General features: G+C 69.6%; 20 protein-coding genes and 1 tRNA gene. 7 read left to right on the forward strand and 14 right to left on the reverse strand.

The window, feature by feature from the left end; all coding sequences use genetic code 11:
• Positions 1–135 precede the first annotated feature (135 nt).
• Positions 136–1,707 (forward strand): flavin monoamine oxidase family protein, encoded by a 1,572-nt coding sequence (locus tag H516_RS22530; RefSeq protein WP_084620543.1) that lies wholly within the window; start codon positions 136–138, stop codon positions 1,705–1,707.
• Here the strand turns inward: H516_RS22530 and H516_RS22045 are convergent.
• The 8 genes from H516_RS22045 to H516_RS19160 form a co-directional block, all read right to left on the reverse strand.
• On the reverse strand, positions 1,589–2,353 hold the full coding sequence (locus H516_RS22045; protein WP_157432195.1) for a Pr6Pr family membrane protein: 765 nt from the start codon (positions 2,351–2,353) through the stop codon (positions 1,589–1,591). The genes H516_RS22530 and H516_RS22045 overlap by 119 nt on opposite strands.
• A gap of 80 nt (positions 2,354–2,433) precedes the next feature.
• Positions 2,434–3,291 (reverse strand): amino acid ABC transporter ATP-binding protein, encoded by an 858-nt coding sequence (locus H516_RS0108215; protein WP_022889244.1) that lies wholly within the window; start codon positions 3,289–3,291, stop codon positions 2,434–2,436.
• Positions 3,278–3,940 (reverse strand): amino acid ABC transporter permease, encoded by a 663-nt coding sequence (locus tag H516_RS0108220; protein WP_022889245.1) that lies wholly within the window; start codon positions 3,938–3,940, stop codon positions 3,278–3,280. Before H516_RS0108220 ends, H516_RS0108215 begins: the two co-directional genes overlap by 14 nt.
• A gap of 36 nt (positions 3,941–3,976) precedes the next feature.
• Entirely contained in the window at positions 3,977–4,792 is an 816-nt protein-coding gene (locus H516_RS0108225; protein WP_026378580.1) for an amino acid ABC transporter substrate-binding protein, read from the reverse strand.
• 200 nt (positions 4,793–4,992) lie between these two features.
• The gene (locus H516_RS21275; RefSeq protein ID WP_157432196.1) at positions 4,993–10,656 is read right to left on the reverse strand and encodes a LamG-like jellyroll fold domain-containing protein; all 5,664 of its coding nucleotides are present in this window, start codon (positions 10,654–10,656) and stop codon (positions 4,993–4,995) included.
• Between the two features lie 249 nt (positions 10,657–10,905).
• Complete coding sequence (locus H516_RS0108240; RefSeq protein WP_022889246.1) at positions 10,906–12,441, reverse strand: aldehyde dehydrogenase family protein; 1,536 nt, start codon at positions 12,439–12,441, stop codon at positions 10,906–10,908.
• 120 nt (positions 12,442–12,561) lie between these two features.
• Positions 12,562–13,758: an acyl-CoA dehydrogenase family protein gene (locus H516_RS0108245; protein WP_022889247.1), complete on the reverse strand. Its 1,197-nt coding sequence runs from the start codon at positions 13,756–13,758 to the stop codon at positions 12,562–12,564.
• Positions 13,755–14,966, reverse strand: a complete 1,212-nt coding sequence (locus H516_RS19160; protein ID WP_022889248.1) for a CaiB/BaiF CoA transferase family protein — start codon at positions 14,964–14,966, stop codon at positions 13,755–13,757. The genes H516_RS0108245 and H516_RS19160 overlap by 4 nt, the downstream gene beginning before the upstream one ends.
• Positions 14,967–15,080: 114 nt before the next feature.
• Between H516_RS19160 and H516_RS0108255 the strand changes: the two genes are divergently transcribed.
• The 3 genes from H516_RS0108255 to H516_RS0108265 all read left to right on the forward strand — a co-directional run bounded on the left by H516_RS0108255 (position 15,081) and on the right by H516_RS0108265 (position 18,200).
• The gene (locus H516_RS0108255; RefSeq protein WP_026378582.1) at positions 15,081–15,842 is read left to right on the forward strand and encodes a FadR/GntR family transcriptional regulator; all 762 of its coding nucleotides are present in this window, start codon (positions 15,081–15,083) and stop codon (positions 15,840–15,842) included.
• A complete protein-coding gene (locus tag H516_RS0108260; protein WP_022889250.1) occupies positions 15,832–16,599 on the forward strand; it encodes a cache domain-containing protein in 768 nt (255 codons plus the stop codon). The genes H516_RS0108255 and H516_RS0108260 overlap by 11 nt, the downstream gene beginning before the upstream one ends.
• A 236-nt stretch (positions 16,600–16,835) precedes the next feature.
• The gene (locus H516_RS0108265; RefSeq protein WP_022889251.1) at positions 16,836–18,200 is read left to right on the forward strand and encodes an NAD-dependent succinate-semialdehyde dehydrogenase; all 1,365 of its coding nucleotides are present in this window, start codon (positions 16,836–16,838) and stop codon (positions 18,198–18,200) included.
• A gap of 228 nt (positions 18,201–18,428) precedes the next feature.
• Here the strand turns inward: H516_RS0108265 and H516_RS0108270 are convergent, their stop codons facing one another.
• A complete protein-coding gene (locus H516_RS0108270; RefSeq protein WP_022889252.1) occupies positions 18,429–18,800 on the reverse strand; it encodes an iron chaperone in 372 nt (123 codons plus the stop codon).
• A 150-nt stretch (positions 18,801–18,950) separates the two neighbouring features.
• Between H516_RS0108270 and H516_RS19165 the strand changes: the two genes are divergently transcribed.
• From H516_RS19165 to H516_RS0108285, 3 genes are all read left to right on the forward strand, one after another.
• Positions 18,951–20,477, forward strand: a complete 1,527-nt coding sequence (locus H516_RS19165) for an APC family permease (protein ID WP_022889253.1) — start codon at positions 18,951–18,953, stop codon at positions 20,475–20,477.
• A 163-nt stretch (positions 20,478–20,640) separates the two neighbouring features.
• Entirely contained in the window at positions 20,641–20,913 is a 273-nt protein-coding gene (locus H516_RS0108280; protein ID WP_022889254.1) for an acylphosphatase, read from the forward strand.
• 82 nt (positions 20,914–20,995) lie between these two features.
• Positions 20,996–21,355 (forward strand): SPW repeat domain-containing protein, encoded by a 360-nt coding sequence (locus H516_RS0108285; protein ID WP_022889255.1) that lies wholly within the window; start codon positions 20,996–20,998, stop codon positions 21,353–21,355.
• A 129-nt stretch (positions 21,356–21,484) separates the two neighbouring features.
• On the opposite strand, the gene rplA is transcribed toward H516_RS0108285, so the two are convergent.
• The 5 genes from rplA to H516_RS0108310 form a co-directional block, all read right to left on the reverse strand.
• Positions 21,485–22,174: a 50S ribosomal protein L1 gene (rplA, locus tag H516_RS0108290; protein ID WP_022889256.1), complete on the reverse strand. Its 690-nt coding sequence runs from the start codon at positions 22,172–22,174 to the stop codon at positions 21,485–21,487.
• 144 nt (positions 22,175–22,318) lie between these two features.
• Positions 22,319–22,747 carry a 50S ribosomal protein L11 gene (gene rplK / locus H516_RS0108295; RefSeq protein WP_022889257.1) on the reverse strand — a complete coding sequence of 143 codons (429 nt, stop codon included), beginning with the start codon at positions 22,745–22,747 and terminating at the stop codon, positions 22,319–22,321.
• A gap of 152 nt (positions 22,748–22,899) precedes the next feature.
• Positions 22,900–23,826 carry a transcription termination/antitermination protein NusG gene (nusG, locus tag H516_RS0108300; protein WP_022889258.1) on the reverse strand — a complete coding sequence of 309 codons (927 nt, stop codon included), beginning with the start codon at positions 23,824–23,826 and terminating at the stop codon, positions 22,900–22,902.
• A gap of 59 nt (positions 23,827–23,885) precedes the next feature.
• Complete coding sequence (secE, locus tag H516_RS0108305) at positions 23,886–24,161, reverse strand: preprotein translocase subunit SecE (protein WP_026378583.1); 276 nt, start codon at positions 24,159–24,161, stop codon at positions 23,886–23,888.
• A gap of 40 nt (positions 24,162–24,201) precedes the next feature.
• A tRNA-Trp gene (locus H516_RS0108310) sits at positions 24,202–24,274 on the reverse strand.
• Between the last annotated feature and the right edge of the window lie 137 nt (positions 24,275–24,411).

A 24,411-nucleotide genomic window follows, 5' to 3' on the forward strand; every position in this document is an offset into this window, starting at 1 on the left:
AGGACCATTCGGCCGGCACCGCCCGTATGCGGGGTGGTCGTCGCCTGATCCTGCAGCTCTCGGCGAGCAGGTCTCCCCACGAGTCCTCCTTCGTGGGGCGCTCCTCATCCTGCGAGGGCCGGATAGCCTGAGAGCATGCGAGAGCGGGCTGGCGGGGGCGGCGTGAGCCGTCGCGGGCTCCTCGCCGCGGCGCTCGCGGGCACCGCGACGGTCGTGCTCGCGAGCTGCACCGGCCCCGAGCCGAAGCCCAGCCCTACCGGTACACCGGTGCCCACCCCGACCCCCACGCCCACCGCGACGCCGGGCGGTGTGCCGCTGCCCACCGCGATGCACCGCTCGCGCTGGGCGGCCGACCCGTTCGCGCGCGGGGCGTTCGGCTTCCGAGCCGTCGACACGACGCCCGAACTGCGAGAGGCACTCGCCGAACCGGTCGGCGACCGAATCTGGTTCGCCGGAGAGGCGTCCTCCGCCGAGGCGCCCGGAACCCTGCACGGGGCGTTGCGCTCGGGCGTCGACGCCGCCGCTTCACTGAGGGCGGTCGCCGAGCCCGGCGAGCGCGTCGCCGTGATCGGCGCCGGCATCGCGGGCCTCGCTGCGGCGCGCGAGCTCGACCGCGCCGGGTTCGAAGTCATCGTGGTCGAGGCGCGCACGCGCATCGGCGGGCGCATCGAGACGGTCGACGACGAGGCGTTCGGCCGCACGATCGAACTCGGCGCGCTCTTCGTCGGTGACGACGAGGCGCTCGATCGGCTGCTCGACGAGGCATCCGTGACGACCGTGTCGTTCACCCCTCGGGCCGAGACCCGGACGCTCGACGGCCGCACGGTCGCGGTGCCCACGACGGGTCCCGAGGCGATCGACGCGGCCCGGGCCTGGGCGGCCGGGCAGCCCGACGACGTCTCGCTCGCGGCAGCGCTCACGGGCGCCGGCCTCCTGCCGCCCGCGGGCGGCGAGATCGACGGCGTCGAGCCCGGCGAGTGGCTGACCCACACCGTCCGCACCGACATCGAGCCGTTCACGGGGGCGGGGTCGACCCTCGTCTCGGCGAACACCGATTTCGCGAGCCTGGCCGCGACGCCCCGACGACTCGTGACGGGTCGACTCTCCGACGCGGTCGAACTGCTCGCCGAAGGTCTCGACATCGCCGTCGGCAGCGCGGTCACGCGGATCATCGCAACCGACCGCAGGGTCGCGCTGCGCCTCGACTCGGGTGAGTCGGTGTCGGCCGACCGGGTCGTCGTGGCGGTGCCGCTGGGCGTGCTCCAGTCCGACGCGTTCGCCTTCGAGCCTCCGCTGCCCCCGCGCCATCTGCGGGCACTCGGCGAGTTGCGCACGGGCGCCGTCGACCTCATCTGGTTGCGGTTCGACGAGGCGTTCTGGCGACCCGAGCAGCCGGGGTCGGGCGAAACCACGGGCGATGCATCCGCGTCGATGCCCGAGCTCTACGCGGTCGTCGGCGTCGGCACCCGGGTCTCCGCCTGGATCGACCTCGGGGCGGCGAACGGGTACCCGAATCCCGACCCTCCCGAAGTCGACGGCGGCGAGGCGACCGCCCCCTTCGGCGGCGGCCCGCCCGTGCTCGTCGGCATCATCGCCGCGGCGCAGGCTCGCCAGCTCGATGATCTCGACGATCAGGCGTTCCAGGCTGCGGTGCTCGACGATCTCGTGCCCTTCGCGCCTGCCCCGCCCGCTGCAACGAGCGGTTGACGGCGACGAGTCCCGCCGTGATCGTCACGAAGATCACGAGGACGAGCAGGCAGTAGAACGCCACCCCGACAGGCCCGCCGACCTGCGCCTCGTCGAGGAAGAAGTACGGGTACCAGCCGACATCGGCGCCGCGCAGGAGCGTGTAGACGAGCCAGACCGACGGGAACACGAGCACCCACCCGACCGTCGACCACGGCACCGGCGGATTCACCGCGATGATGCTGTCGGCGGTCCATGCGATCATCGCGAGTGCGGGCACGACGAAGTGCAGCAACGTGTCCGACCAGGGCACGTCGACCCGGTAGTCGCGCGTCGACGCCTGCGTCACGATGAGTGCGAACACGATGCCCGAGACGAGCACGTACACGGTGACCATCGTGCGCACGATGCCGAGCCACGGCGGGTCGTGCGGCGCGAGCAGCGCGAACGCGGCGGCAACGCCGAGTGTGATGACCGCGAGGAACGCCGATTGCACCGTGAAGTAGCTGAAGAAGTTCGCGGTCGCGAAGAACCGGAACCCGAGCACGTACTCGAAGTTGCCGACGAGCGCCACGATCTCGAGCGCCGCGATCGCGAGCCGGAAGGCCCCGAGCAGCCGCCGAGCGCGCAGCACACCCGCGTCGTTCGGTGAACGCGGGCCCGGCATGACTCCACGCTATCCGCCCCCGCCGGCCGAGGAGCGAGCGACGGAGTGCACGCGTCTCGAAACCCGCTGCGCGCCGGCTCTCAGTCGAGCGGCCGCAGGATGCGGTCGAGGAATCGCCTCGTGCGCTCCTCGGTCGGCTTCGTGAAGATCTGCTCCGGTGCGCCGCGCTCGACGACGACCCCGCCGTCCATGAACAGCACCTCGTCGGCGGCCTGCCGCGCGAAACTCAACTCGTGGGTGACGACGACCATCGTCCAGCCCTCGTCGGCGAGCTCCTTGATCACCTGAAGCACCTCCCCCACGAGCTCGGGGTCGAGCGCGCTCGTCGGCTCGTCGAAGAGCAGCAGCTGCGGCTTCAGGGAGAGCGCACGCACGATGCCGACGCGCTGCTGCTGCCCGCCCGAGAGCTCGAAGGGGTAGGCATCGCGCTTCTCGGCGAGGCCGACGCGCTCGAGCAGGGCGGATGCCTCGGCCACGGCCCGTGACTTCGGCACCTTCTGCACCCGCACCGGCCCCTCGATGACGTTCTCGATCACCGTCATGTGCGGGAAGAGATTGTGCTGCTGGAACACCATCGCCGACCGGTCGCGAAGCGCGTAGCGCTGGGCCTTCGACACGGGCGTCGCGAAGTCGAGCGACGGCCCCCCAGCGATCGAGACGGTGCCGGCGTCGGGCGTCTCGAGACCGTTGAGCGAGCGCAGCACGGTCGTCTTGCCCGAGCCGCTCGGGCCGATCAGCACGACCACCTCGCCGCGGCGCACCTCGAGGTCGATCGACCGCAGCACCTGGTTGTCGCCGAACGACTTGCGGATGCCGCGGGCTTCGAGCAGCACGCTGTCGTCTGGGGCATGGTCCGGGGCGAGCGGGTCGGGGCCCGAGGCATCCGAACCGTTCGCCGCACCGTCGTTGGCCGACCCGTCGCGATCAGTGGGCGACATAGCGGTCCAATCTCTTCTCGATCAGGTTCTGCCCGCTCGAGAGCACGAGGCAGAAGAGCCAGTAGATGAGGGCCGCCTCGATGTAGATGAGCAGGAACTCCCGGCTGAACGCCGCGATCTGCTGCGCCACCCGGAACATCTCGGTCACGAGGATGAGCGAGGCGAGCGAGGTGTCCTTCACGAGCGAGATGAAGGTGTTCGACAGCGGCGGCACCGAGACGCGCGCCGCCTGCGGCAGGATCAGTCGGGTGAGCGTCGTGCCCGGCGACATGCCGATCGTGTAGCCCGCCTCCCACTGGCCCTTCGGCACCGAGAGGATGGCCGCCCTGATCACCTCGGCGGCGTACCCGCCGACGTTGAGCGAGAACGCGATGATCGCACTCGGCCACGGATCGATCGTGATGCCGATCGACGGCATGCCGTAGAAGATCACGAACAGCTGCACGAGCAGGGGCGTGCCGCGGATCACCGAGATGTAGCACCTCGCGATGGAGCTCAGCACGCGATTGCGGCTGATGCGCATGAGCGCGACGCCGAGCGCGATCACGAGCCCCAGTGCGAACGACGCCACCGCGAGCGGGATGGTGCCGCTCAGACCGCCCCAGAACAATGGCCAGAACGAGTCGAGTACGAGCTGCCACTCGGTCATCGCCTCACCGCCCTTCGGTCGGGGTTCGGCGTCAGACTACTGCGAGACGTCCTCGCCGAAGTACTTCTCGCCGAGCTCGGCGAGCACACCCTCCTCGCGGAGTTCGGCGAGCGCCTCGTCGACGGCCTTCACGAGGGCGGTCTTGTCCTTCGTGAAGGTGAGGGCGCTCTCCGCCGGGTCGGTCTCGGCCGCGACGGCGAGCTTCGCGTCGGGCGTCTGCTTCATGTAGTCGAGGTAGGTGAGCTTGTCGTTGACCGTCGCGTCGACGCGGCCCTGCTCGAGGAGCGCGACGGCCTGCGCCCAGCCCTCGACGGCCTCGACGTTCGCACCGGCGTCGACGGCGAGCTGGTAGAAGTTGCTCGTCAGCGACTGCGCGGTCGTCTTGCCCTTGAGATCGTCGAAGCTCGAGATCGAGTCGTCGCCCTCGTTCACGACGACGACGCTCGGCGACACCGTGTACGGCGTCGAGAAGAGGTAGCTCTCTTCACGGTCGGGGTTGATCGAGACCTGGTTCGCGATGACGTCGAAGCGGCCCGCGTCGAGGCCCGCGAAGATCGCGTCCCACTGGGTCTCCTCGAAGGCGATCTCGAGGCCGAGCTTGTCTGCGACGGCCTCGGCCACCTCGACGTCGTAGCCGATGAGCTCGCCCGCGCCGCCCTCGTGGTACGTGAACGGCGGGTAGGTGCCCTCGGTCGCGACCGTCAGCGTGCCCGCCTTCGCGAGTCCGTAGTCGTCGCCCTTCGCGGATGCCTCGGCGCCGGCGCCGTTCGAACCGCCCGAGCTGCACGCGGCGAGGGCGACGACGGCGAGGGATGCTGCGGCGAGGCCGAGCAGAGTGCGGGCGCGAGACATGGGAGGCTCCGTTCGTGGGGAGAGGTGCGGCCGCGAGTGCGCGGCGTCGATGCGGTCGAGTCCATCACGACCCGGCCTCAGGGTGAAACGGCGTTACCCCGCGTTGCATTCCCTCTCCTCAGCGGGTCGTCCAGCGGGTTGGCGGCAGGCATGACGGCGGGGCCGGGGCGTGATGCCCCGGCCCCGCCGGCATGGATTCTCTACCAATGCTTCCGACCTGTGCAGGTCCTTTGGTTCTGCACGTCGAACGGGTCGGGAACCACGGGCTTCCCGTGGTGTGCAGAGCACGCGTTCGGTGACGCCTTCACGACGACCTGCATCGTGACGGTGGGCGATGCGAGCTCCTCCGACGACTCCATGTCGAGCACCGGCATGCCCTCGGCATCGAAGTGGACGCGGCGCACGAACATGTCGCGTCCGACGGTGTACTCGCCGATGCCCGCGTCGGTCTTCGCGTGGAAGACGTGGACGATGTTGCCGTCCTCGTCCTCCGACCACATGCCGTGCCCGGTGCCGAGCTGCCACTCGCCCTCGAACTCGCCCGACTTCAGCAGCGGGTAGTTGAGTTTCTTCCAAGATGCGGGATCGAGCAGGTTCGCCCCCGAGGTCGGCGCGACCGCGAGGCCCGTGGCGTAGGTGTACCCCACTTGCGAGCCCGCGTACGTCATGAGCAGCTTCCCGTCGCGCGTGAGCACGTTCGGGCCTTCGGCGCAGGAGTTGTCCCAGGCGTACTCCGGCGAGACGATCCGCACGGGATCGCTCGTCACGCGGTTGGGGTGCGCAGGATCGAGCGTCGCAATGTACGTCGAGCAGTTCGACTGCCAGGCGTAGTACGACTGCCCCGCCGCGTCCTGGAAGTAGGTCATGTCGAGCGAGATCTGGTTGCTCGCCGGCACGTCCGTGTTCAGGTTGGTGATCCCGTCGGCGCGGAGGATCCACTCGGGCTTCGACCAGTTCGCCGGATCGGCCGGGTCGAGGGCGTCGCCGGCCTCATCCTGCTGCAGCTGCATGATCGACGCGCGACCCGTGATGTAATCCGGCCCGCCGTTCTGGTCGTAGCAGGGCATGAACAGGATCGACAGCTTGCCGCCGATCACCTGGAACTCGGGTGCCCAGAAGCATCCGGTCATCGCCGTGCCCTGCGCGTCGACGTCGCCCTTCTTCAGCAGGTGGATCTCACCCGCCTGCGGATCGTTCGGGTCGGGCTGCGCAGCGTCGGCGAGCTCGGTGAGCGTGTCGCCGATCCGGACCGGCATGAACGCGTTGCCGTACTGGTCGACGTGCCGCTCGTTCAGGTCGTTCGTCGCGATCATCAGGTACTTCGTCTGACCGTTCCAGTCGTACTTGAACGCCGAGGGGTCGGCGCGCTCCACCGCGAACGGCTTCGGGTACTTCGTCTGCTTGACCGTGCCCGTAACCGTGTAGGTGCCCGGCTTCTTCAAGTTGAGGTCGCTGAGATCCCAGTCGGAGATCGGCAGCTTCGCGGTCGAGCCGTCCGAGTAGTCGAGCGTCACCTGCTCGGGCAGCCCGAGCTCATCGACCGGCGTCTTCTTCACGACGGTCAGATCCTCGAACTCCTGGTACCCCGTGTTCGTGATCCGCCCGAGGCGGTTCTCCAGCCGGTGCGCGACGCTCTCGCGAACGGTCAGAATCGTACCCGCGGCGAAGTCCTCGATCTCGAGGTCCGTCGTGCGATCCGAACCCGTGGCCCGGCCCGATGCGGAATCGCCGCCGGCTCCGCCGCCCGTGCCGGCCACGGCCGCCGCGAGGTCGGTGAAGACCTGGTGCCGACCCGCACCCGAGTCTGTCGTCCACGACACGACGTAGGCGTCGCTCGACGCGTCGTACACGGCGGTCGGAGCGTTGACGCCGCCTGCCTCGTCGAGCGTGAGCAGGCCCAGCTCGGTGTAGTCGAGCAGGTCGGGCGTGGTCGCCACGAGCACCTGATTCGCCTGCGTGCCGTCGTCACCGCCGCCGCGACGCACTCGCGTGCTCACGACGCCGTAGCCCTCGTCACCGCGCAGCTGGAACACTGCGGGATCGATCAGGCTGCGCGTGTAGGTGTTCGGGTTCGGCCCCGTCATCGGAACGGGTTCGGAGGTCTTCGCGAAGAAGACCCCGTAGTTCTCGTTGAGCGGCGTCCACCCGGTCGCTGCCGACGGCGAGTCGCTCTGCACCGCGAGGTGCATGCTGAGCGCGACGTCGGCGTTGTTCGCCTCGAACTCGCTCGTCGGCGTGCGGTGGTAGCCCGTGATGTCCCGCGCGTGCGTCGTGGGCAGCACCCGGACGGTGAACGTCTTGTCGACCGTGGTCTCCGGCGCGGATTCCCGCGCGATCTTAACGGTCACCTGGGCATCGACCCCTGCGTGGCCGTCGAGCACGAGCGCACCGTCGTCGATGGATGCACCACCCGATGCGGAGACGGGGGTGACGATGAGGCCCTTCGGCGCCTCGGGCAGCTTCGTGCCCGAACGCACGAGCGGCGGGATCACGTAGCGCTCGGCCGCCGTCGCCGTCTGCTCTTCGGCGGTTGCGCTCGTGGGCAGCACGGTGACGGTGGTCGTCCGCTCGGCCGTGAGGCCGCGGAAGGTGTAGCTCGCCGTCAGCTCGACGGCGACGGGCTCCGCGCCCGCGTCAGGCTGCGTGACCGTGCCGTCGATGTCGATGACGGAGGGCTTGCTCGACGCCCAGTCGACACTGCCGCCCGCCGTCGGGAGCGCGACGTAGTCTCCGTCGATCTCGCCCTCGGGCACGGTGAGCCCGTCGACCTTCGCCTGGGCGACCGCCTGGAGCTCGGCCTCGTGCAGCTTGGCGTCCCGGTCGCTGGTCTGGCGCACCTCGTCGGCGTCCATCGCCCGGTCGTAGACCCGGAAGGTCGCGATCTCGCCCTTGAACAGCGGGTCCGGCCACGGCGACTTTCCGATGGTGTTCATCGTCTGGTCGGCGATGTCCTTCGGTTCGAGCGTCGTCGGGGCCTCGGCCACGAGTTCGCCGTCGAAGTACAGGCGCAGCTTGTCGGTCGCCCCGTCGATGGTCGTCGTGATCGACGTCCACCGGCCGAAGTCGATGTTGCCGCTCGTGGCCGCGATCGCCTCCGCGCTGCCGTTCCTGATGTCGGCGCGGGGCGGGAACACGTCGTCATCGCGCAGGCCGACGAAGAAATAGTGGGTCTGGTCGTTCTCCGCACCGATGTTCCAGAGGAAGTTGTGCAGGTGCTTCATCGACGGGTCGATCTTCACCTCGGTGGTGACGGTCGCCGCGTCCGCTCCGGTGAGCAGATCGTTGGGCAGCCGCACCCAGTTGCCCGGCCCGCCCTTGGCGCCGCCCGTGAGCGTCAGCGAGTTGCCCGTCCACTGGGCGTCGTCCTGGTTCTGCACCCGCGCGGGCCCGGCGTTGCCGCCGTCGTTGGGCACAGTGGCACCGGTCGTCTGCGTGAACGCGTAATTCGCGAGCAGGCCGTCGACGGCCTCCGCCTTCTCGGCGACGGTCACCGTCACCTCGATCGGGAAGCGCGACGCGTCCTTCGCGACGCCCTGCACGACGAAGGTCGTGCCCGCCTCGGCGTAGTCGGCAGCCGGCACACTGTTCCAGATCGTCCCGACCTCTCTGGTCGCACCGCTCTTCATGTGCAGGGTCACCGTGGCCGGCAGGTCGGGCGTGACGCCCGCCATGGTCTCGACGGCGAGCGGTTCGAACGACTCGACCTCGATGTCACCGAGGTACTCGTCGAGCAGGGCTTCGTGCTCCGCCTTCGTGACGGGCAGGATCGTGCCGTGACGGGGCATGCCGCCGTCGGAGTTCGAGGGGAAGTTGGTCTTCGGCATCTCGTCGCCGACGACCTCCCATTTGGAAGCATCCATGATGTCGTCGGTCGCCATCGGCACGTAGTGGTTCGGACCGTCGTGGTAGCTCGGCTGATCGGCGAACAGGTAGTACTGGTAGCCGTTCACGTCTCCCGGGTTCGCCTTGAACAGCGAGGGGCCCTCGCCACCGGTGAAGGTGCCGCCGTAGCCGTTGTCGCTGCCGTTGCCGATGTCGGTGCCCATCTGCGACCAGCCGCTCGTGGCGCCGGCCGTCGAGGAGTAGTCCTTCACACCCGATCCGCCGACCGTCGCGAGCAGGTCGCTCGACTTCTCCTGGCGGAGCGACATCGTGTTCTCGTCCTTGTAGACGCGCACGTACTCGCCGCCGACCTTCTGCACCGAGACGTCGATCGATCCCGCACCGGCCTGTCCACGGCGGTCGACGTCGATCCAGACCTGCGGCTCCGAGAAGCTGACGAAGTCGTCGGTGGTGACGTACATCATGCGGTTGTAGTTCGGGTCGACGGGGCGGTCGGCGGTGTCCGCGGTGTCGTAGAGGTTCGACGCCCAGTACACGACATACGTGCCCAGCTCGTCGTCCCAGTACGCCTCGGGGGCCCAGGTGTTGCCCGCGAGCGGCGTGTTCACGACCGCGTGGCGCTGCGCCGTCCAGTCGACCAGGTTCGTCGACTCCCAGACCTCGATGCCGAGCGAGCCGTTGACCTGCGAGGTCATGAAGCCGCTGCCGGGGCGGCCGGCGATCTTGAGGTCGGTGGCGAGCATGTAGAACTTGTCACCGTCGTGGGAGCGGATGATGAACGGGTCGCGCAGACCCTTCTCGCCGAGCGTGGAGGTGAACAGCGGCTCGCCCTCGTTCAGGGTGTACCAGTCGAGCGCGTTGTTGCCCTTCGAGGCGGCGAGGCTGATCTTCTCACCGCCGATGCCCTCACCGGTGAAGAAGGCCCAGACGTACGCCTCGGGGTCGCCCACGTCTGCGGGCTTCGGCGCGATCGACACGGTGACGTCCTTCGTCGCTGTCGCACCGTCGTTGGTGACCGTCGCGTGCAGCTCGACGGCCGCGGCAGCGTCGCCGGCCGCAGGACGGGTGATGACCGCGCGCTGCGTGGAGTCGTTGACGCCGTCCTCGAGCGTCGCGAACTCGCCACCGCTCGTGATCTCCCACGCGATGGTGGAGCCCTGCGCTGCCGTGAGCGGCAGGGAGAAGTTGCCGCGTATGTCATCGGCGTTCACGATCACGATGCCGTCGGCATCCTGCTGCGCGAGCACCTCGCTCGGCGGGCGCAGTTCGTCGGCGCTGAGCGCGCGCGGGGTGATCGTCAGGTTGTCGATGAGCCCGGTGAAGTACTCGCCGGCGCCCCAGTTGGCCTTGCCGACCTGCAGCACTCCACCCGTCTCGCCCAGGATGCCGGTGAGCTTCTGCCCCGTCGTGTTCTCGCCGACGAGCGCGTAGTCGACGTAGAGCTTCGCCGTGGCGCCGTCGACGACGAGGTCGACGTGCTTCCAGTCGGCTCGGCTCGCGGCGGCCGTGATGTTGCCGTCGATGTTGCGGAATCCCGCATTGTTGTAGCGCTCGACGCTGATGGCCGATTCGGTGTCGATGACGCCGAGGTAGGTCTCGTTCTCGAAGACGTTCGGGTCGGCCGAACGCGAGGCGGCGATCGTCCAGCCCTGGTTGCCCGCCTCCGGCTTGCGGTCGTACGAGAAGGTGACGGCGTCGAGCCCCTGCAGCACAGCTGAGCCGTCGGTCTTCGCGAGGTCGAGCCAGAACCCGGAGCCGAGCCGGGCCGCCGTGCCCTGTCCCTCCTTGCCCGCGACGAGCGAGGCATCGCCTTGGACCGTCGCGCGAACCTCACCCGAGGTGAACGCACCGCCGGTCGGTGCCTCGTCGAAGGTGAAGTTCGCGATCGCGTCGGTGGGCGTCTCCGCATGCGCCGCGGGAGCGGCGAGGCCGAGTACGAGCGCGCATGTGGCGACGACGGAGCTGAGACCGCGGAGCATCGCGCTGCGGGGTCTGGTGGTAGATCGGGTGGGATCGTGCACGGGACATCCTCCTCGATGTCAGGGATTACGGGGGGCGCATCGGGCCGTCACGAGCGGAGGCGGCTGCCTTCGCTCAGAATGTTCCCGGTAACACTTGGCGCCAGGTGATCGTATCCCAAGAGCAGTCGGCGCGCCAGAAGGCGTCGGGGGCACGTCCTTCCGGTCGCCCGCTCGAGTGCGTGAGTACGTCCGGCGTTGCAGCACAGGCCAGCGGATCGGGCGCTGCTGCTCCGCGACCCTTCTCGGCTGCTACGCCTCCGACCGCACCGGCGCGACGAGCACCCCGTCCTCCCGCCGCGGAACGCCGAGCGGGTTGCCGTCGGCGAGCTCGGGCGGCAGCACCGTGGCGGGTGCATCCTGCCAGGTCGCCGGGGCCAGCCAGCGCCGGATCGCCGTCGCGCCGACAGAGGTGTGCACCGACGCCGTCGTCGCGGGCCAGCCGCCGCCGTGGTGCTGGCCCCACGCGATCGCGACGCCGGTCGGCCAGCCGTTGAAGACGAGCCGACCGGCGACCGGTTCGAGCATCTCGGCGAGAGCCGTCACGTCTTCGCCCGGTGCATGCTGGATCGACGCGGTGAGCGAGCCTTCGAGCAGGCCGAGCGCAGCGGTGAGCTGCTCATCGGAGGAGTACCGCACGAGCACCGTGACGGGCCCGAAGCGCTCCTCGAGGAACGTCTCGTGCGCGGCGACGAACGCGCCCACAGACGTCGCCACGACAACCGGCGCGGCGACGTCGGCGGCCCGTTCGCCCGCGAAGACCGGCTCGACGTCGTCGCGTTCGGCGAGCTCGACCGAGCCGCGGTCGAAGGCCGCGGCGATGGCCTCGGTGAGCAGTCGCTGCGGTGCGGGCACGGCGTCGGCGCTGAGCGCCGCGACGAGCGCCGCCTCGAATCCCGAGCGCTCGGGCACGAACACGATGCCGGGCTTCGTGCAGTACTGCCCGCCGTCGCGGGTGAACGAGCCGGCGAGGCCGGAAGCGACGGCTGCGGCGCCCTCGCCACGAGCGACCGCCGCCCGCGTGACCACGACGGGGTTCAGCGAGCCGAGCTCGCCGTAGAACGGGATCGGCGCGGGGCGTGCGGCAGCGAGGTCGAAGAGCGCGCGGCCGCCGCGGGTCGAGCCGGTGAAGCCGACCGCCGTGACCTGTGGGTGCTGCACGAGCGCGAGGCCCGCCTCGATGCCCTCCACGAGCTGGAGCGCAGCCGCGGGGCCGCCCGCCGCGGCGAGCGCCTCGTGCGCGATGGCGGTGATGCGACGCGAGAGCCGGGGGTGACCGGGGTGGGCCTTCACGACGACGGGGCACCCCGCGGCGAGCGCGGAGGCGGTGTCGCCACCGAGCACCGAGAACGCGAACGGGAAGTTCGAGGCCGCGAACACGCCGACGACGCCGAGCGGTCGCAGCATCCTCCTGAGCGAAGGGCGCGGCGGCACGAGCGATGCGTCAGGAGAGTCGATCGTCGCCTCGAGGTACGAGCCCTCGTCGATGACGCCGGCGAAGAACCGCAACTGGTTCGCGGTGCGGGTGACCTCGCCGCCCAGCCGAGCCGACGAGAGGTGGGTCTCCTCGCCCGCGATCGCGACGAGTTCGTCGCGATGGGCCTCGAGGGCGTCGGCGATCGCGACGAGCCAGCGGCCGCGATCGGCCCGGCTCGAGCGCGTCAGGCGGGAAGCCGCCGCGGTTCGCACCGCGAGCTCGACCCTCGCCTCCGCCGGCAGCTCGACGCGGTCGTCGCCGCCGATCGCCGGCTCGTCGCGCGGGGCGATCCCCGTGGCATCCGTGTTCATGTCGTCTCGTCCCCTTCTGCGGACTCGTGCCGAGTCATTCCGAGTCATCCATGCTCGAGTGGGCGATGTTTGCGGTGTTCCGCTTCGCGATACCGCCAACTTCGCCCACTCGAGGAGTTTCTAGAACGCGTTGAGCCCCGTGAGCTCGCGCCCGAGGATGAGCTGGTGGATCTCGTCGGTGCCCTCGTAGGTGCGCACCGACTCGAGGTTGGCTGCGTGCCGCATGACCGGCCACGCGTTCGTGATGCCGTCGCCGGCGAGGATGGCCCGTGCCTCGTGCGCGATCGCGAGCGCCTCGCGCACGCTGTTGAGCTTGCCGACCGAGATCTGGGCGGGCGTGAGGGCTCCCCGCTCCTTGAGGCGGCCGAGGTGCAGTGCCAGCAGGATGCCCTTCTCGACCTCGAGGAACATGTCGGCGAGCTTCGCCTGGATCAGCTGGTTCGCGCCGATCGGCTTGCCGAACACCTCGCGCGAGGTCGAGCGCGAGATCGCGGCCTCGAGGCACGAGCGCGCGGCGCCCATCGCACCCCAGACGATGCCGTAGCGGGCCTCGTTGAGGCAGCCGAACGGGCCGCTCAGTCCGCGGGCACCGGGCAGGATCGCCTCGTCGCCGACGCGCACGCCGTCGAAGGTGATGTCGCACTGCACCGAGGCGCGCATCGAGAGCTTGCCGTCGATCGGTGTCGCCGTGAATCCGGGCGTCGACGTCGGCACCAGGAACCCGCGCACCGCGCTGCCGCCCTCGCCGAAGGCGCCGGAGGGGTCGTCGACCTTCGCCCAGACGACCGCGACGTCGGCGAGCGAGGCGAGCCCGATCCAGCGCTTCGCGCCGTCGATGACCCAGCCGTCGCCGTCGCGGCGCGCGGTCGTGGTCATGCCGGCGGGGTCGGAGCCGCCCTGCGGCTCGGTGAGCGCGAAGCACCCCACGAGGTCGCCCGCGGCCATGCCGGGCAGCCACCGGTTCTTCTGCTCCTCGGAGCCGTACTTGTGGATCGCGCTCATCGCGAGCGAGCCCTGCACGGAGACGAAGGTGCGCCATCCCGAGTCGGCGGCCTCGAGCTCGAGGCACACGAGGCCGTACGAGACGGCGCCGGCCCCGGCGCATCCGTAGCCCTTCAGGTGCATGCCGAGGAACCCGAGCTCGCCGAGCTCCTTCACGAAATCACGGCGGAAGTGCTTCTGCTCGAAGTCGTCCTCGATGACGGGCAGCAGGCGCTCCTGGGCGAAGGTGCGCGCCTTCTGCTGCCACCCGCGCTCCTCCTCGCTGAGGAGGGCGTCGAAGTCGAAGACCTGGTCGATGCTGGGGGCGGTGGTCATGCTCGGGGTCCTTTCGAAGGGGCTGAAACGGGGTCGGATGTCACGGGGCGCCAGTCGGCGCCCGAGTGCTCGTCGAGCCGGGGCGGCGGGGTCTGGTACTCGGCGCGCACCGAACTGAGGCGGATCGGGTTCGCCACGGTGCGGCTGCCGCCGATCCGGGCGACGGGGTCGAGGCCGAGCGACTCGGCGAACGCGATCGCCTCGGCGACGTCGTTGACGAGTCCGGCGGGAACCCCGGCCTCGCTGAACCGCTCGACCCACACGGCGGCGCGGGAGCCCGCGAGAGCACCCTCGATCTCGGCCCGGAGGTACTCGCGGTGGGCGACGCGCGCCTCGTTCGTCGCGTACCGCTCGTCGTCGGCGAGCCCCGGCACGCCGAGGATCGCGGCGAGCGCGCGGAACTGCTTGTCGTTGCCGACGGCGATGACGAGGTCGCGGTCGGCGGCGGGGAACACGGCGTACGGCGCGATCGACGGATGCTGGTTGCCGAGCCGGCGCGGTGCGCGCCCCGTGACGAGGGTCGAGGCGGCCTGGTTGGTGAGCGCCGAGAGCAGGCTCTGCATGAGGTTGATCTCGACGTGGGCGCCGTCGCCCGTGCGATCGCGGTCGCGCAGGGCGAGCAGAATGCCGGCGAGCGCGTTCTGCGCGCACAGCACGTCGACGAGGGCGACACCCGCCTTCGAGGGTTCGCCCTCGGGTTCACCGGTGATCGACATGAGGCCGCCGACGGCCTGCACCAGGAGGTCGTAACCGGCGAGGCCTGCACCCGCTCCCGCGCCGAAGCCCGTGATCGAGCAGTAGACGACACCGGGGTTCGCCGCGCACACGGCGTCGTAGTCGAGGCCGAAGCGGCCCATCACGCCCGGGCGGAAGTTCTCGATGACGACATCGGCCGTGGCCGCCAGGCGGTGGGCTTGCGCGAGGCCCGACTCGCTCGCGAGGTCGAGCGCGACCGAGCGCTTGTTGCGGTTGACGCTGCCGAAGTAGGTGGCGGTGCCGTCGGCGTCGACCGGAGGCTTCCAGTGACGGGTGTCGTCGCCCGTCGGCGGCTCGATCTTGATGACGTCGGCGCCGTAGTCGGCGAGCATCATCGTCGCGTAGGGCCCGGCGAGCACACGCGAGAAATCGGCGACGCGAAGCCCTTCGAGCACTCCGTCGCGCGCACCCCGCGGCGCACCTCCGGTCGTCGCCTCGGGTCGCTCGCTCATCGTCCATCCGCCTTCGCATGTGTCGGCCGTTCGGCCGCGGTGCATTCATCCTATAGTGAATCTTTTTTGCGCGTGCCGCCACTCGGGCCGCTCGCGCTCGGCTATCGTGAACCCATGGAATCGAGGGTGGGCCCCGGCGCGCGCGAAGCCGTGTTCGCCCAGCTCGCCGATGCCGGCCGCGCCGAACAGGTCGCGCAGCGCCTCATCGACGGCATCGTGCTCGGCGTGCTCGACCCCGGCGAGCGACTCCCGAGCGAGCCCGAACTCGCCCGCCGCTTCGGCGTCGCCCTCATCACGGTGCGCGAGGGTCTCGGCATCCTCCGCGAGGCCGGTCTCGTCGAGACCCGTCGCGGCCGCGACGGCGGGAGCTTCGTCGTGCACGACGACGCCGAGCACCGCACCCTGCTCACCGCACGCCTTCGCGGGCTCGCCCAGGTCGAGCTCAGCGACATGGCCGTCTACTTCGGGGCGATCCTCGCAGGAGCGGCCGAGCGCGCCGCCGAGCGGGCGAGCGATGCCGAGGCGAGCCGCCTCGCGGCCTGGCTCGACGGCGCCGACTTCGGCACCGCGGCGACCGCCCGCACGAATCAGGGCGGCTTCTTCCTCGAACTGGCGGTGCTCAGCCAGTCGGCACGGCTCGTGCGCGAGCAGATCCGGCTGCAGGCCGAGTTCGGCCCCCTGCTGCTGCTCGCCTTCGGTGACGATCGGGAGCGAGCGGAGGCCGCGGCGGTGAACCGCCGCATCGTCCGCGCGGTCGCCGCGCACCGGCCCTCGAAGGCGCGCGAGGCCGCTGGCGCGCTCGTCACCTCGCTGGCGACCCACCTGCTGCAGGCGAAGGCCCGAGTCGAACGAGGGGGCGGCATCGATGAGCGCTGACCTCACGTCTCCGATCGGGGCGCAACCGGCCGCCGAGGCCGTCGCCGACCTCTTCGCGCGGGTGTTCGACCGACTCGCCCAGTGGCGCTCACCCATCGAGCAGGCGATCGCCCCGGCGATCCGCTCGCTCGCCGACCCGGCCGCCGTGACCGGAGAGGTGCGCCCCGCCGACCTCGACCAGGTCGTCGCCGGTCTCGTGCTGCCGCGGTTGACCGAGCCCGATCCGCTCCTCGTGGGCGCGGGCTTCATCGCCGACGGCGAGATCGTGCGCGGCCGCGACGTGCACTTCGCCTGGTGGCTCGGCGCGCTCGACGACAACCCCGTGCTCGGCTCGACCGACACCCCGACCCGGCTCGACCTCTCGACCCGCGGGTACACCGAGTACCTCCGCGACTTCCGCGCCCTCGAGTGGTACCGCATCCCGGCCACGACGCGGCATGCCCACGTCACCGGCCCGTATGTCGACCACCTGTGCACGTGCGACTACATCCTCACGCTGACGATGCCCGTGCACGCGCCCGACGGCGAACGCATGGTCGGCGTGGTCGGCGCCGACATCTCGGTGCGCCGCCTCGAGCAGGAGCTGCTGCCCCGCTTCCTCGCCGTCGCCGCCCCGCTCGCGCTCGTCAACGCCGACGGTCGCGTCGTGCTCTCGACCGACCCCGAGCTCCAGGTCGGTCAGCTGGCGGATGCCTCGGCGGCGACCTCCCTCGAGTGCCCGGGCACGCCGTTCCGCGTGCTCGTCGGCGACGAGTAGTCGGGCGCCGGCAGCGGGTCGCCGATCGGCGACGAGCACCGTCGATTCGGGCTGCAGGCTCCGCCCCATGGAGGCGCAGCCGATGCGAGTCGGTGCGGCTGAGCATTCCCTGCGATCGGGTCGAGAAGAATCATCCGTTGTTATATCTTTGACAGACGAGCGTATGCACCGCGGCAGACGACCCCTCAGACAGGCCCCGGCCGACTGGCGTGCGTGCCCCGAGAAGGAGAATCCCCATGCCCTATGCCGTGACCAATCCCGCCACCGGCGAGGTCGTCAAGAGCTTCGACACCGTCACCGATGAGGCGCTCCAGGCCGCGATCGCCTCGGCCGACGAGGCCCACCGCGGCTGGTCGAAGCAATCGACCGTCGCCGAGCGCGCCGCACTCGTCCGCCGCGTCGCCGAGCTCCACAACGAACGCGTCGACGAGCTCGCCGACATCATCGTGCGCGAGATGGGCAAACCGCGCGAGCAGGCCGTCGGCGAGGTCGAGTTCTCGGCCGCGATCTACGAGTACTACGCCGACCACGCCGAGGCGCTCCTGAAGGACGAGCAGATCGAGCTCCTCGCCGGCGAGGGTTCAGCGCTCATCCGCCGTTCGTCGCTCGGCGTGCTGCTCGGCATCATGCCGTGGAACTTCCCGTACTACCAGGTCGCCCGCTTCGCCGGCCCGAACCTCATCATCGGCAACACGATCCTGCTGAAGCACGCCGAGCAGTGCCCCGAGTCGGCCGCGGCGATCGAGCGCATCTTCCTCGACGCCGGCTTCCCCGAGGGCGCCTACGTCAACCTCTACGCCTCGCACGAGCAGATCGAGACCGTGATCGGCGACCGCCGCGTGCAGGGCGTCTCGCTGACGGGCTCCGAGCGCGCCGGCGCGATCGTCGCCGAGATCGCGGGCCGCCACCTCAAGAAGGTCGTGCTCGAGCTCGGCGGCTCCGACCCCTTCATCCTGCTCTCGACCGACGACCTCGATGCCACCGTCGAGGCCGCGACCTTCGCCCGCGTCGACAACAACGGCCAGGCCTGCAACGCCGCGAAGCGCTTCATCGTCGTCGAAGACCTCTACGAGCCCTTCCTCGAGAAGTTCACCGCCGCGATGAACGCGGTCGAAGAGGGCGACCCGGCCGCCGACGGCACCGCGCTCGGCCCGCTCTCGTCGGCGAAGGCCGCCGAAGGTCTCGCCGAGCAGGTCGAGCGGGCGGTCGCGCAGGGTGCGACGCTGCACTCGGGTGGCCGGAAGAACGGCAACTACTACTCGGCGACGATCCTCACCGACGTGCAGCCCGGCTCCGACGCGTTCCACGAGGAGTTCTTCGGCCCGGTCGCGCAGGTCTTCAAGGTCGCCGACGAGACCGCAGCGATCGAGCTCGCGAACGACACCCCGTTCGGTCTCGGCTCGTACGTCTTCACGACCGACGCCGAGCAGGCGCTGCGCGTCGCCGACGGCATCGAGGCCGGCATGGTCTTCGTGAACCTGGTCGGCGCCGACGGCGCCGAGCTGCCCTTCGGCGGCGTGAAGCGCTCGGGCTCGGGCCGCGAACTCGGTCGCTTCGGCGCCGACGAGTTCGTCAACAAGAAGATGATCCGCATCGGCTGATCGCCGCTTCACGGCCGGATGCCCCGGGGTTCGCCCCGGGGCATCCGTCGTTCTCTCTCCCCCCGCACCCCGCGCCCCGCCCCCCGGCCCCCGGGGGTTTACAGGACATCTCGGGATCGACAGGACGATCTAGGCCGGAGTCGTCCTGTAATTCGCGACATGTCCTGTAAACCCGGGGTGGGGAGGGTGGAGAGGGCGGAGAGGGTGGGCGGGGCGGCAGGGCGCGGCTCAGCGCTTGCGCCGGTCGAGCTGGGCGTCGATCTGCGCGATGCGTTCTGTGAAGATGCGGCGCAGCAGCGCGTCGGGCACCGGATGCTCCGCCGTGAACTGGAGGGCACCGGGCGACCACCTCAGGCCCGCCTCGTCGAGCTCGGCCGCGAGCCCCGGCAGAATCGTCCCGTTGAACGGGTAGAGGCCGAGGTGCTGCTTCGCCTCGAGTGCTGCCGCGAGCCCCTTGCCCCGGTGAAGCAGCGCGGGCATGCCGTAGCTCTCCCCCTCCGCGGCATCGGGCGAGAGTTCGCGCGCGACCGCGATGACGTGCTCGAGCGCCGCGCGGTTCTCGCCGTCGCGCTCGGCGAGGTAGTCGGTGACGGTTCCCATGCCCGCATCCTGCCACGCGGCTCGGCACGCGGCATCCCGACTTAATCATTCGGTGCTATAGCTTTAGCGCCGGATGTTTCGTTATGCTGTCCCGTACCGTGCGCCCGCGGGGAGGGTGGGGGCAAGATCAACGCCGATCGAAAGGGCATCATGCCAGCAGAACCCACGCCGAACCAGCTCGGCGACGACGAACATCTGAAGGTCCTCGGCTACGAGGGCTCGTTCAACCGTTCGATGAGCCTCTGGGCGAACTTCGCCCTCGGTTTCACCTACCTCTCGCCCCTCGTCGGCGTCTACTCGCTCTTCGCGACCGCGCTCGCGACCGGCGGGCCGCCCTCGGTCTGGTGGATCGTCATCGTCGGTGCCGGCCAGCTGCTCGTCTCGCTGGTGTTCGGCGAGGTCGTCTCGCAGTACCCGATCCACGGCGGCATCTACCCCTGGGCCCGGCGCCTCTGGGGCCGCCGCTACGCGTGGATGGCCGCCTGGGTGTACATCTGGGCCATGATCGTCACGATCACCTCGGTCGCCGAGTTCGGCTCGGGCTTCGTGGCAAGCCTGTTCGAGCTCGAGCTCACCCCGACGATCAACCTTGTGATCACGCTGGCGCTGCTCCTCGCCGCGTTCGTCTTCAACTTCTCGGGCACCAAGACGCTCGCCCGCGTCGCGCAGATCGGGCTCGCCGCCGAGCTCGTCGGCGTCATCGGCCTCGGCCTCTACCTGCTGATCTTCCAGCGCAAGCAGGAGTTCAGCGTGTTCTTCGACACGATGGGCGTGCAGGGCGACGGCAGCTACCTCACCGCGTTCATGGGCGCCGCCCTCGCCGGGCTCTTCCTGTTCTACGGCTTCGAGGCATGCGGCGACGTCGCCGAAGAGGTCTCGAACCCCGCACGGCGCATACCGAAGGCGATGATGATGACGATCCTCGTCGGCGGCGTCTCCGCGCTCTTCTCCTTCGGCGGCTACGTGCTCGCGGCGCCCGACCTCGCCGCGATCGTCGCGGGCGACGACCCCGACCCGATTCCCAGCATTCTCGAGTCGACGCTCGGGCCGGTCGGCGCGAAGCTCTTCCTCGTCGTCGCCGTGACCGCGTTCGTCTCGTGCGTGCTGAGCCTGCAGGCCGCCGCGAGCCGGCTGCTCTTCTCCTTCGCCCGCGACGGCATGGTCCCGGGCCACCGCTGGCTCGCGAAAGTCTCGGAGAAGAACAAGGTGCCGACGAACGCGCTCATCGTGGCGTGCACCGTGCCGGCCCTGCTCGCCGTGCTCATCTTCCTGAACGACGGCCTGCTCGTGCCGATCACCTCGTTCGCGGTACTCGGCATCTACGTGGCCTTCCAGATGGTCGTGCTCGCGGCGCTCCGCCAGCGCCTCAAGGGGTGGAGGCCGGCCGGTCCCTTCTCGCTCGGCGGGCTGGGCTTCGTCGTGAACGCACTCGCGCTCGCCTACGGCGTGTTCGCCATGGTGCTGCTCGCGACGCCCGGTGCCACCGGCGAGTTCTTCACCGACTACGTCGTGCTCATCGGCCTCGGCATCGTCGTGATCTCGGGCGCGCTCTACCTCTTCATCGCCCGACCCGACCGTAAGTCCGACGCCCCCGCGGGCGACGCGATCGCGGTCGCCGACGAGATCCGCACGCGCACCGGCGCGACCGCCGCGGTCGACGTGCCCACGGCGCGCTGACCCCGCCCTCGCCCGCACGCTCCGTTCCGGGGGCGGCGCCGCATTCGGCCCCGATCGTGGGGCTGATGGCGCCACCCCCGGTTCGCACGTGCGAGCGAGCGCAGGAGCCTACAACCGGGCAGGGCGGATGCCTCGCGCCAGCGCGTCGGCGTAGGGTGACGGCATGAGGGTGGTTCGACGGAACGTGGTCGTGCGCGGGCGAGTGCAGGGCGTCGGATTCCGCTTCGAGACCCGCGCCGCGGCGAAGCGCCTGCACGTCAGCGGCTGGGTCCGCAATCGCGAGGACGGCACCGTCGAGGCCGAGATCGAGGGCCACGAGGCATCCGTCGCTGCGATGCTCGACTGGCTGCACGACGGCCCGCCGGGCGCGCACGTCGTCGGAGTCGACCTGACCGAGATCGAGCCGATCGGCGTGCCCGGATTCACCGTGCGATGAGTTGTTGACCGCGGGATCGCGCGGTCGTACCTTTGAAGTGACCCCCGAATGGGAGCCACCGACCTTGAGGAGGCTGGTTTCTATGAAGAAGTGGACTCGCTGGGAAGACTGGGTCGCGATCGCCGCCGGTGCCGCCGCGGTGATCTCGGCGATGATCCTTCCCCCGATGGGCGCGTCGGTCGCACTGATGCTGGTGCTGGGCGCGCTGCTGATCATCTCCGGGCTGGTCAATCTCGCCATGCCGGGCATGGTCGCGATGGAGTACATCCAGGCCGCGCTCGGCGCCCTGCTCATCCTCTCGCCGTGGATGGGCGGCTATGCCGACGCGATGACCTTCGGGGCTGCCTGGATGTCGTGGATCTGCGGCGCCGTCGCCCTCGTGGTCGCCCTGCTCGCCATCCGGCCGAGCATGCAGGCTCATCACGACGCCGTCCCGCACTGACCCGGCGCGCTGCGCGCGGACGGCGAAGACCCCGCCGGGCATACCGGCGGGGTCTTCTCGGATCTCGATACGCTTCGCTACTCGATCACCGGGGTGATACGCGCTTCGCGCTCCTCGATCACCCGTGGATCAGATGGCGTTGACGTCCAGGGGGATGCCGGGGCCGAACGTGGTCGACACGGCGCCCTTCTGGATGTAGCGACCCTTCGAGCTCGACGGCTTGAGACGGAGGACCTCTTCGAGCGCCGCCTTGGCGTTCTCTTCGAGCTGCTCGGTCGTGAACGAGGCCTTGCCGACGACGAAGTGCACGTTGGCGTGCTTGTCGACGCGGAACTCGATCTTGCCGCCCTTGATGTCGGAGACGGCCTGGCCCACGTTCGGGGTCACGGTGCCGGTCTTCGGGTTGGGCATGAGGCCGCGGGGGCCGAGCACCTTGCCGAGACGACCGACCTGGCCCATGAGCTCGGGGGTCGAGACCGCCGAGTCGAACGCGGTGTAGCCCGCGGCGACCTTCTCGATGAGCTCGGCGCCGCCGACCTCGTCGGCGCCGGCGGCGATGGCCGCCTCGGCGGCGGGGCCGGTCGCGAACACGATGACGCGAGCGGTCTTGCCGGTGCCGTGCGGGAGGATGACGGTGCCGCGCACCATCTGGTCGGCCTTGCGGGGGTCGACGCCGAGCTTCAGCGCGACCTCGACGGTCGAGTCGAACTTCGCCGAGCCGGTCTCCTTCGCGAGGGCCACGGCCTCGCTCGGGGTGTAGAACTTGCCGTCTTCGATCTTCTCGGCCGCGGCGCGGTAGGCCTTGGACTTCTGTGCCATGTTGCTTCTCCTTGAGAGAGTGTGGTCATCTGCGCCTGGCGGGCGCTGCCACTGATGCTGAGTTCTGGTGAACGGATGTCGCGACATCCGTCGATCCACGGGTTTCGAGACGGTCGCTGGGCGACCTCCTCAACCCGCAGATGGTTATTCGACCGTGATGCCCATCGAGCGAGCGGTGCCTGCGATGATCTTCGACGCGGCGTCGAGGTCGTTCGCGTTGAGGTCGGCCATCTTCTGCTCGGCGATCGCGCGGACCTGGTCCTGCGAGAGCTTGCCGACCTTGGTGGTGTGCGGGACGCCAGAACCCTTGGCGACGCCGGCGGCCTTCTTGATGAGCTCGGCGGCGGGCGGGGTCTTCAGGATGAAGGTGAACGAGCGGTCTTCGTAGACCGTGATCTCGACGGGGATCACATTGCCGCGCTGCGACTCGGTCGCCGCGTTGTAGGCCTTGCAGAACTCCATGATGTTCACGCCGTGCTGACCAAGGGCCGGACCGATGGGCGGTGCGGGGTTGGCGGCGCCGGCGTTGATCTGAAGCTTGATCAGACCAGTGACCTTCTTCTTCGGTGCCATGATTTCTCTCTTTCTGATCGAACGCCCTGGCGGGCACTCTCCCGTCGCTCCGGCCGTTCCGGAGGGCGGTGGTTCGTGTGGGTTCGGCGGGCCGAACGCAGCACAACCCTCCGAGTATACCGGAGGGCTGGCTGTGGAGCTTTTGTGGAGTCTTAGAGCTTGGTCACCTGGTCGAAGCTGAGCTCGACCGGGGTCTCGCGCTCGAAGAGCGAGACGAGCACGGTGAGCTTGCCGCTCTCGGGCTTGATCTCGCTGATCGTGCCGGGCAGGCCCGCGAACGAGCCGTCCTTGATGGTGATCGTCTCGCCGACCTCGAAGTCGACCTCGGCGGGGATCTGGCGGGCGGCACCGGTCGCGGCGCCGGCCTTCGCACCCTTGGCGGGAGCGACGTCCTTGATCTCGACGAGGCTCTTCAGCATGCCGAAGGCCTCCTCGAAGCGGAGGGGGGTCGGGTTGTGCGCGTTGCCCACGAAGCCGGTGACGCCGGGGGTGTGGCGGATGACCGACCAGCTCTCCTCGTTCAGCTCCATGCGGACGAGCACGTAGCTGGGGATGCGGACGCGGGTGACCATCTTGCGCTGGCCGTTCTTGATCTCGACCACGTCTTCCATCGGCACTTCGACCTGGTAGATGTAGTCGGCCATCGCCATCGACTCGCGTCGCTGCTCGATGTTCGCCTTGACGCGGCGCTCGAAGCCCGCGTAGGAGTGGATGACGTACCACTTGCCCGGGAGGAACCGCAGCTCGGCGCGGAACTCTTCATACGGGTCGAATTCGGTGTCGGCCTCCTCTTCGACCGCGTCGAGCGCGGCCTCGGCCTCGTCGACGGAGTCGATGTCGAGTGCATCGTCGACGACCGCGTCAGCCTCGGGGTCGTTCGCCTCGGCGAGCGAGTCGAGCACGGCGTCGAGGTCGACGTCGTTGCCCTCGTCGTCGACGACGTGCACGGCCACATGCTCGGCCGGCTCGGAGGACTGCTCCTCGTGCTCGTTGACGTTGCCCGTCTGCGCCTCGTCGTCTTCGGCCGACTGCTCTGCAGCGGTGGCCCAATCGACGTCGTCGTGCTCAGTCCTTGACAATTCTCGATCCTTCTCTTCGTGCGCCTGCGGCGAACGGGTTGGCGAGCCGAAGGCCCCGATCAGACCCCGGTCGTTCCGAAGACGTACAGCACCAGCCACCCGAACAGCTGGTCGAGGCCCCAGACGAGCGCCATCATGATGATGACGAACACCAGCACCACGACCGTGAAGCTGAAGAGCTCCTTCCGCGTGGGGGTGACGACCTTCTTCAGCTCCGCGATGACCTGCCGGATGAACAGGGCGATGCGCGAAAAGGGATTCCGACGCGCGGCGCGGTCGCGCTGCGCGTTGGCGACGACGTCCTCACTCGGTTCGTCGATTACTTTTCGTGCCACCTCGTACACCTTTCGTGGGCCGGCAATCACTGCCGGCTCGCAGGGCGGACAGGACTCGAACCTGCAACCTGCGGTTTTGGAGACCGCTGCTCTACCAATTGAGCCACCGCCCTCGGGCCCTGTTGCGAGGGCGCCTCGGTGTCACCACCTCGACCCCACTCACCTGGAATCGAGATTTCGGGCGCAGTGAAGTTTTGCTGAGGAAAGCAACATCGAACAGTCTATGCGACGCGAGCGGCTCGCGCGAACC

This window comes from Agromyces italicus DSM 16388, assembly GCF_000421545.1.
Lineage (GTDB): Bacteria > Actinomycetota > Actinomycetes > Actinomycetales > Microbacteriaceae > Agromyces > Agromyces italicus.